At 59.1% G+C, this 8,618-nt stretch carries 7 protein-coding genes; all 7 read left to right on the forward strand.

Features of this window, described 5'->3' with window-relative positions; genetic code table 11:
* The first annotated feature begins 535 nt into the window (after positions 1-535).
* Entirely contained in the window at positions 536-1,138 is a 603-nt protein-coding gene (locus C1Y63_RS12170) for an acyltransferase (protein WP_106016718.1), read from the forward strand.
* Positions 1,138-2,250 (forward strand): DegT/DnrJ/EryC1/StrS aminotransferase family protein, encoded by a 1,113-nt coding sequence (locus C1Y63_RS12175; RefSeq protein WP_106016719.1) that lies wholly within the window; start codon positions 1,138-1,140, stop codon positions 2,248-2,250. Before C1Y63_RS12170 ends, C1Y63_RS12175 begins: the two co-directional genes overlap by 1 nt.
* 2 nt (positions 2,251-2,252) lie before the next feature.
* Positions 2,253-3,245 carry a Gfo/Idh/MocA family protein gene (locus C1Y63_RS12180; RefSeq protein WP_106016720.1) on the forward strand — a complete coding sequence of 331 codons (993 nt, stop codon included), beginning with the start codon at positions 2,253-2,255 and terminating at the stop codon, positions 3,243-3,245.
* A 21-nt stretch (positions 3,246-3,266) separates the two neighbouring features.
* A complete protein-coding gene (locus C1Y63_RS12185) occupies positions 3,267-4,568 on the forward strand; it encodes a nucleotide sugar dehydrogenase (protein WP_106016721.1) in 1,302 nt (433 codons plus the stop codon).
* Positions 4,569-4,625: 57 nt separating this feature from the next.
* Complete coding sequence (locus C1Y63_RS12190; protein WP_106016722.1) at positions 4,626-5,999, forward strand: glycosyltransferase family 4 protein; 1,374 nt, start codon at positions 4,626-4,628, stop codon at positions 5,997-5,999.
* Complete coding sequence (locus C1Y63_RS12600; protein WP_146128964.1) at positions 6,000-8,138, forward strand: glycosyltransferase family 4 protein; 2,139 nt, start codon at positions 6,000-6,002, stop codon at positions 8,136-8,138. It begins immediately after the preceding gene.
* Positions 8,139-8,215: 77 nt separating this feature from the next.
* Positions 8,216-8,618: hypothetical protein (locus tag C1Y63_RS12200; RefSeq protein ID WP_146128965.1), on the forward strand; the 403-nt coding region annotated here is incomplete at its 3' end.

Below are 8,618 nucleotides of genomic sequence, written 5' to 3' on the forward strand. Positions count from 1 at the left end.
TCTTCGGACGTCGGGCCGTTCGGTGCGGCAGCTGCAGTATCAGCAGCGCAACGGAGCTGAGGCTGAGAAGGGGGTGGGTGCCGTGGACGATTAGTACGGCCGGCCGGGCAGTCGCGTGTCGTGATGGCGCGTGATCTGTGGGGTTAGTGCGTGCATTTTTGGTGGCGCTGAGCGTGCACAATTACATGGCGCTTGACAAACGAAAGGGTGAACCTCCACCATGAGCAGCTCGTGACGCGCGCGAGGGTGGGTCAATCTGTGTGCAACCTGAGAAAACGATGTGTTGCTCCCTGTGTCAGACGACTGATGCCAGGTCGCTACCTGCCCCTTTTTCCGGGGCGAACGTGCTAGCGGCGGGTTCGCAGCCTGGCCTTCGTGGTAGCGTTGAACTGACTGTTTTGAATCAATCAAAACTCTTTCCGTCCGGCACGGACGCTTGATGAGCGCGCAGCGAGTCGCCGCAACTCAGCGGACGGGCGGTTCTTGTCATGTTAATGACGTGCCCTCACGGCACCACTCTCGTAAGGAAGTCTGCATGGAAGCGCGGATTCACCCGTCAGCCGATCTTGACGACAACGTCACCATTGGCGATGGAAGCTCCATTTGGCATCTGTCTCAGGTTCGAGGCGGAGCTGCACTCGGAGAAAACGTCGTCGTTGGCCGTGGTGCCTACGTTGGCACCGGCGTTAAGATTGGCGACAATGTCAAGATTCAAAACTATGCGTTGGTGTACGAACCAGCAGAGCTTGAAGACGGCGTCTTCATTGGCCCCGCTGTCGTTTTGACCAACGACACCTTCCCCCGTGCTGTTAATCCCGACGGCTCTCAGAAGTCTGGCGACGACTGGGAAGCCGTCGGGGTTCACGTTCGCAAGGGCGCTTCTATCGGTGCGCGTTCCGTGTGCGTCGCCCCCGTCACCATTGGCGAGTGGGCCACCGTTGCTGCAGGCTCCGTGGTAACCCGTGATGTCCCCGACTTCGCTCTCGTGGCCGGTGTTCCGGCGCGCCGTATTAAGTGGGTCGGCAAGAGTGGCTTCCCGCTCGAGCAAACCGCCCCGGGCGAGTACCGGGATCCCAAAACTGGAGACCTCTTCAAAGAAATTGAAGATGGTCAGAAACTCATCGAGGTTAAGAAATAATGTCGAACTCTTTCATCCCTCCCGCACAACCCATCATCGGCCAGCCCGAGCGGGACGCTGTCGACCGTGTCCTTCAAACTGGGATGATCGCCCAGGGGCCTGAAGTCGCGAAGTTCGAGGAAGAATTTTCCGCCCTCATTGCCCCGACGACCACTTCTGTTGCCGTGAACTCCGGCACCTCCGCACTGCACCTGGGCTTGCTCGCCGCAGGTATCGGTCCGGGGGACGAAGTCATCGTTCCCTCCTTCACCTTCGCCGCAACCGGTAACTCCGTTGCCTTGACCGGCGCCACCCCGGTGTTCGCCGATATCGACATCACCACCTTCAATCTCAGCGCTGAGTCTGTTGAAGCTGCCGTGACGGACAAGACCAAGGCTGTTATGCCTGTTCACCTCTACGGTCTTCCCGCTGACATGGTTGCGCTGCAGGCTGTGTGCGATAAGCACAACTTGATGCTCTTCGAGGACTCCGCTCAGGCGCACCTCGCTGCTATCAACGGCCAGCGTGTGGGTACCTTCGGAACCTTCGGCGCTTTCTCTCTGTACCCGACTAAGAACATGACGGCCGGCGAGGGGGGCATGGTCACCACCAGTGACGAAAACATTGCCCGCAACGTCCGCCTGCTGCGCAACCAGGGCATGGAAGTTCGCTACCAGAACGAGTTGGTCGGCTTCAACAACCGCATGACCGATGTGCACGCTGCAATTGGTCGCGCCCAACTGACCCAAGTTGAGGAGTGGACCAAGCAGCGCCAGGCCAACGCGGCTCGGCTGTCTGCCGAGCTTGACGGTGTCGTTGTCCCCTTCGTGCCCGAAGGCTACGAGCACGTCTATCATCAGTACACCATCCGTTTCGACGGCGCTTCCGGTGACGAGCGTGATCGCATGGCTGAAGTCCTTAAGGAACAGTACGGTGTCGGCTCCGGCGTGTACTACCCCGTACCCAACCACCGCCTGCCGTCTCTCGCGCCCTACGCTCCGGGTCTTGAGCTGCCCACTACTGAGAAGGCTGCGAAGGAATGCCTGTCCCTTCCGGTGTACCCCAGCCTTACCCCGGGTGAACTCGACCGTATCATCGCCGCAGTCAACGCTGTCGTGAAAGCGGGCGCATAATCATGGGTAACCTTCGCGCCGGCCTTATTGGCCTTGGAATGATGGGACGGCACCACGCGCGCGTCCTGCATGGCCTTGACGGTGTCGACCTCGTCGCCGTCGCCGATGCACAGGGCGACCCACACGGTGTCGCCGGTGATGCGCAGCTGCTCAGCTCTGTCGAGGACCTCATTGCCCAGAAGCTTGACTACTGCGTTGTTGCCGTCCCGACCAGCCTCCACTACGAGATCGGAGCAGCGTTGGCGGATGCCGGCATCCACGCTTTGATCGAAAAGCCTCTGGCGGAAAACACCGAGGCCGCTGTCGCACTCGCCAAGAAGTTCTCCGACGCGGGATTGGTCGGTGCTGTTGGCCACATCGAGCGCTACAACGCCAGCCTTCAGGAACTTCGTCGCCGGCTTGAGCGCAACGAACTCGGCGACGTCTACCAGGTCTCCACCTACCGTCAGGGCCCGTTCCCCGCCCGCATCGCTGACGTAGGCGTCATCAAGGATCTCGGTTCCCACGACATCGATCTGACCTCCTGGGTCGTCCAGTCCGGCTACAGCAGCATCAGCGCATGCACCGCCCACAAGTCTGGCCGGGCGCACGAGGACATGGTTGTCGCCTCCGGCACTCTGGACAACGGTGTCATCGTCAACCACACCGTCAATTGGCTCTCTCCCGTGAAACAGCGCCAGACCGTCGTCATCGGCGAGGGCGGCATGTATGTTGCCGACACCCTGACTGCAGACCTCACTTTCTACGCAAACGCATCCGTGGAAAACGAATGGGGCGAGATGTCCCACTTCCGCGGCGTTGCTGAAGGTGACGTCACCCGCTTTGCCCTCAAGAAGCCCGAACCGCTGCGCGTCGAGCACGAAAACTTCCGAGACGCCGTCCTCGGCAAGGAAGGCGCAGACATTGTCACCGCCGACCAGGGTGCGAACGTCCTTCGCGTCTGCGAAGCCATGATCGAATCCGCCAAGACCGGTAAGACCATCAACCTCGGCTAACACCGACCGGAAGAGAATCATATGAAGATCACTGTTATCGCCCTAGGCAAGATCGGCCTGCCGCTTGCCGTTCAGTTTGCCTCCAAGGGCCACCAGGTCACTGGTGTCGACGTCCAACAGTCCGTTGTTGATTCCGTCAACGCAGGTAAAGAGCCCTTCCCCGGCGAATACCGCCTGGAAGAGCTGCTGCAGGAGGCTCGCGAAGCTGGCAACATCACCGCAACCACCAACTACGCTGAGGCGATTCCCGGTGCCGACGCCATCGTTCTGGTCGTGCCGCTTTTCGTCAACGACGACACCTGGGAACCCGACTTCGGCTGGATGGATGCCGCAACACGTTCCCTCGCGGAGCACCTCACCCCCGGCACCCTCATCTCCTACGAGACCACCCTGCCTGTCGGCACCACCCGCAACCGTTGGAAGCCCATGATCGAAGAAATCTCCGGCCTCAAAGAGGGCGAAGATTTCCACCTCGTGTTCTCCCCCGAGCGTGTGCTTACCGGGCGCGTCTTTGAAGACCTCCGCCGGTACCCCAAGCTCGTCGGTGGCCTCAGCAAAGAAGGCACCAAGAAGGCAATCGACTTCTACGAAGCCGTCCTTGATTTCGACGATCGCCCCGATCTTGCACCCGCCACCAACGGTGTGTGGGACATGGGCAGCGCTGAAGCCGCCGAGATGGCAAAGCTCGCCGAGACTACTTACCGCGATGTCAACATCGGCCTGGCGAACCAGTTCGCCAAGTTCGCCGAATCCCAAGGCATCGACGTGTTCAAGGTCATCGCGGCCTCCAACTCGCAGCCGTACAGCCACATCCACCTCCCCGGCATCGCCGTCGGTGGCCACTGCATCCCCGTGTACCCTCGCCTCTACCTGCATACGGACCCTGACGCGACCATCGTCCGCACTGCGCGCGAAGCGAACATGACGATGCCTAGCCACGCCGTCAGCCTCGCGAAGGCCGCCTCCGAAGGTAACCTGCAAGGCAAGAACGTCATCGTCCTCGGCGCTTCGTACCGTGGCAAGGTAAAGGAAACCGCCTTCTCCGGTGTCTTCCCTACCGTGGAACTGCTCAAGGCCGAAGGTGCCACAGTCAAGGTGTATGACCCGATGTTCACTGATGAGGAACTGGCCGGGTACAAGTTCGACGCCGCACATCTTGGTGACGCTGCTGACGTTCTCATCGTCCAGGCTGACCACCCAGAATTCGCTGAGTTTACCCCGGAAACCTTCCCCGGTGTGAGCGTTCTCGTCGATGGCCGCAACGTCACCGACGCATCACAGTGGCAGGGAGTCAACCGTCTCGTTATCGGCGGTGCCGTCTAACCCGGGATTCAACAGTCCCACGAGCGGCTCAACCGAGGGGCGAGGAGGCCCACAAAGATGTTGGAAGATTTCGTAGTACCCGACGATCTGATTGGATCCACCTACGCCCCCGGTGAGTTGCTCACCGCGCTATACCTAGAAAACCTGTATCTCCGCCAGTATTTTCAGCCTCAGTACCGCACGCTAAAGCCTGCGCTGCCGACGATGCAGCAGATCGCGACAGATTCCCGTTATCTGGCAGCTAAGCGTTTCGACGAGGCCCACCCGCAGCAGAAAACAGGGTTGCGGCATCTCGTGATCGCGAATACCTATCCGAACTACGGCGAAGAATATGGAAACGGTTTCGTCCACCGCCGTGTGAAGTTCTACCAACAGTGCGGCATCGACGTCGATGTAATAGCTATGCCGCGTCGCACGAGTCCGTATTCGTATGAGTACGACGGGGTACGGGTGCATGTGGGTAACGGCGACGACCTGCATGCTCTGCTGACACTGCGCCACTATGACTCGGTGTCCCTACACTTCCTAAACCCGAACCAGTTTGCGTACCTGCAGGCCTACCGAGCTTTTCGGCAGGTGCCCGTTACTGTGTTCATCCACGGCTACGAAGCAGCCCGTTGGGTGCGAAGAGTGCAACAACGATCCGACTCCACGACGCTCAATGCACTCATTGAGCGGACGGTCACGTTGCAATCTTTCTGGAGCGACGTGATGGCGGCTGACCCTCCCATCGATAACTTCGTCGTAGTCTCGAACTTCTTCCGCAAGAGCGTGGAGGAAGACATGGATATCGTCTTGCCCGCCCGAAGAACCCACGTTATTCACAACGTCATCGATGAAAACGTCTTCCGCTACGCGGAAAAGAATCCCGAAGATCGTTTTAAAATTCTTTGGGTTCGTTCCGCTACGGCGACCTGGTACGGGGCAGACATCGCGGCGGAGGTCTTGAGCAAACTGCTCGCAGGCCCCTTCGGGGACCGCATCACGGCAACCATCATCGGTGACGGACAATACTTCCACTTGTTTGAAGACGCTTTCAACGATGACCCGAGAGTTGACGTGCAGCGCCGATTCGCCAACCAGGAGGAAATTGCGCAGCTCCACCGTGAACATGGGTTGTTCTTAGTTCCCACCCGACTCGATTCGCAAGGTGTTTCCCGAGATGAGTCGATGAGTTCGGGCCTGGTTCCGATCACTAACCGCGTGGCGGCCATCCCGGAGTTTGTTGACGATACTTGTGCAATTCTCGCCGATGGCGAGGACATCGAGGGAATGGTTGCCGGAGTTGAGCGAGTTCTCGCTCAACCTGAGCTGTTCCTTGCTATGTCAGCCGTCGCTGCGCAGCGCGTTCGTGAGCGGTGCGGTGTGAGCAACACGGTGGCTCGCGAGATATCACTCATCGCTCCCACCCTGCCTATGGAAGGACAGTAAGTGCGCCCCCTGGTTTTCGTAGATCGCTCTGGCGCGGTCGCCGGTAATGCAAGCACCCTGGCGAGGGAAGCATGGGAGAACGCGGTGGTGTTCTCCACGACACCGGAACTGGAACCTCTGACTAGTGGGATTGAAATTCCAGCTTGGGCTGCTGCAATTGGCACGAACTCTACAGCGTCGATCCGGCGTCGTTTTTTCAAGCGGCTCCTCGATGAGTGCAAACTTGACACAGTGATCGGCTTTGGGCTGGGCACAGTTGCTGCGATCGAGCAGCTTGATCTGGGTCTCGATGTCGACCTCATTGTAGGTACTGGTGAACTTGATTTCGGCAAGCGCCGTACTGACCGAGTTGCACGCTTCCATGCAGCGAATAAGATCGCTACCCGAATGTGGTTCGATAGCCCATTTGAAATGGACAAGGCTATCGATCACGGGTCCACGACGCCTCACTTTCTCACTCCCACAACCGCGCTTCGAGCGGGCATTATCAGCGACGATGAAACACCGCACCTCGCGTACTTTGTGCCCGCCGCCTGGTCGGGGGAAGATGCAGCGCATAATGTGGCGGCCATACACGACGTGGTTGAGCGACTACTGGGGGAGGAAGTAACTCACGATGTGCTTCCCACGAACCTTGCCTTCACTAAGGGAGATAGCGCACTCAAGCGCGGTTTCCCTAGTACTTTGCGCTACCGATGGCACACTACGCCTACGCACGCTGTGTTCCTTGGTCAAGACTCGGGCCTGCTGCCCATCATGGCGGCTTTTTGTGCCGTCAATGCAACCCGCGTGCTCGTTGAAGACACACTCAGTAGTGGCTACGCTGCACACACATTAGGCGTTTCCCGTGATCGATGCGGGCGTGGTGCAGCACTCGCACAAAGACTGGCAGTGGCCCTTGCTGAGTATCAGGCGGGCTACGCGCCCGAGCCTGTGAGTACTGTTCCTGCGGCCGGAGCCTTGTTGGAGGAGATCGAGGCTGCCAAGAAAGCCACTGAAGATGAGGGTATTGCTTGGTGGTACGAGCAGCAGACATCGGCCGCACCCACCGATGGCCGCGTCAACATCTTCTTCACGGCAGCGCCGGTCGAAAATCGCACCGATGGCGCTCGGCCAATGAGGATTCGTTCCATGGCCGAAGTCGCCACCTACGAATACGGGGCAATTCGTTTGCTTGCCAACGATGCGGTGCTTCATCGCCGTGGCATTGCGGTGCGTGAACGGCTTCGTCAAGGTAAAAAGCCGGGGTTCTGCTACGCGGAAAGCTCCACCAGTCCAATGCTCGATAACCACATCGCTCAGGTGTCTTCTCTATTAATGAGTGCTAAACGACAGGGTGTTCAAATTGGCTGGTTCGTTCGTGACCTACATTGGCTGTCCGAGGACGCGGTGTTTGATTCTGACCAGCGGGCAAGTCTCATTGCGCGTGGCACGAAGGAACTCGATGCTATCGAGCGACTTGCTGACGAAATCTATTGCCCAAGCCCAGAGTCTGCCGAGCTTTTCGACGAACTGTTGCGTGAGGCGGGCCTCCGCCACGATGTCGCATGGCGCCCGCTTCCCCCAGGGATCTCTGTAGCCAACACGCTCGATACTGATACTGGGGAGCGTGAAGCCGGCGTCGATGTGGTTTACTCGGGTGGGTACGGCGGCGTGTACAGCATGAACCGGGCTTTAGAAGCTCTAGCTGGGGTGACGGCGGAGTATGATGCCTATTTTGTTGTGCGCCCCGATGACGTCAGCACGGTTGAAGACGACACGCAGAACCTCGCCGCAGTCACGACGACAGTCGGCGCGGGCGACTTCTCCGATTTCCTACCCCAACGCGCGACGACGCTCGGGCTCGTGCTCCTTGACAGCGACTATGGGAAAAACAGTTTTCCCTTCAAGATCATGAGCTACCTTGAAAAGGGCATCGCTCCAGTCGCCTACGCTGACAGCGCCGCAGGGCACTTTCTCCAACAGGCTGGCGCGGGATACGTGTTACCTAGAGACCCCGATGCACTTCGCGAAGCGCTCGAGACCATCATCTCAGGATCTGCCCCAGCGCCCGGCACAACGTGGTCGAAACTTCATCATGAGCACACGTGGAGCAGTCGGTACGCGCAGGTCGCAAGGGATCTGGGAGCTATCGAGTGAAGCGCCGCGCGGCCGACACGGCAACGTCGCCCGCATCCCCAAAAACCACACTTAACAAGGACAACACAAGGACAATTATGACTTATCGTCCACACCTCGTGATGGCAGTTGGCAACCACGTTGTCGGCGACTCCCGCGTGGAGAAAGCTGCCATGACCGCCCGCGACCTGGGATACCGCGTCACGGTTGTTGGTGTCGCTCACCGCAGCGTCTATCCCGTGTCGTTTATCGACGGCAATATTCCTGTCGTGCGTATTGCGCTCGGTACCGCTAACCATTCCGCGATCGCGGACACCGTCAAGGAAGAGATCGTCGCGCTGCGGGAATCCGACAAACTTCTGGCCGCGCAGGCCCGTGAAGTGGAAATGTACGACAGCCTGCTGTCACGCAGCGAAAGTGGTGTTGGAATGCCCCGGTTTTTTCGGTCCACTCGACTTGAGTGTCGCGTGACCCCTCCTACCAGGAGGAAAGGGAAAATCA

Source organism: Corynebacterium sp. 13CS0277 (assembly GCF_002994655.1).
Taxonomy (GTDB): domain Bacteria; phylum Actinomycetota; class Actinomycetes; order Mycobacteriales; family Mycobacteriaceae; genus Corynebacterium.

Bases quoted from the DNA above. Each gene is read 5' to 3' on its own strand.
- C1Y63_RS12170 (WP_106016718.1), top strand. From the start codon at position 536: ATGGAAGCGCGGATTCACCCGTCAGCCGATCTTGACGACAACGTCACC.
- C1Y63_RS12180 (WP_106016720.1), top strand. From the start codon at position 2,253: ATGGGTAACCTTCGCGCCGGCCTTATTGGCCTTGGAATGATGGGACGG.
- C1Y63_RS12190 (WP_106016722.1), top strand. From the start codon at position 4,626: ATGTTGGAAGATTTCGTAGTACCCGACGATCTGATTGGATCCACCTAC.
- C1Y63_RS12175 (WP_106016719.1), top strand. From the start codon at position 1,138: ATGTCGAACTCTTTCATCCCTCCCGCACAACCCATCATCGGCCAGCCC.
- C1Y63_RS12185 (WP_106016721.1), top strand. From the start codon at position 3,267: ATGAAGATCACTGTTATCGCCCTAGGCAAGATCGGCCTGCCGCTTGCC.